Origin of the sequence: Yokenella regensburgei ATCC 49455 (assembly GCF_000735455.1) — a bacterium.
In the GTDB taxonomy this organism is placed as follows: Bacteria; Pseudomonadota; Gammaproteobacteria; order Enterobacterales; family Enterobacteriaceae; genus Yokenella; species Yokenella regensburgei.
The window spans coordinates 1-303 of the sequence record NZ_JMPS01000094.1; the positions used below are offsets into that span (position 1 = coordinate 1).

Sequence of the window (303 nt, forward strand, 5' to 3'; positions counted from 1 at the left end):
ATTCACAACAACTTCTAATTTCTCCAGCATTTCTTCCAGCGTTTCAAGGGTACATTCTCTTGCCTGCGCACGAAGAGTACGGATGTTGTTCAGAATTTTAAGTGCTTCGCTCATTGTAGTAATCTCAAACTTATATTGTGGGGTGGTTTGTTGAAGTAATAATAGAGCGATATTTTCGGATGTGCAATAGGGAACAATGTAAGTAATACAAAATTACGTGTTATTTACCTTCATTTATAATTTGTAGAAGTTAAATTTCCGGGGTGGCTCACAACATAAGCCTTTATTACTGGCTGGATACCA

Annotated in this window: 1 protein-coding gene; it reads right to left on the reverse strand. The window is 37.0% G+C overall.

Annotated features, from left to right (window positions below; genetic code table 11):
• A partial coding sequence (locus GYRE_RS23085) for an H-NS family histone-like protein (protein ID WP_038258894.1) occupies nucleotides 1-114 on the reverse strand: 114 nt, incomplete at its 3' end.
• Between the last annotated feature and the right edge of the window lie 189 nt (nucleotides 115-303).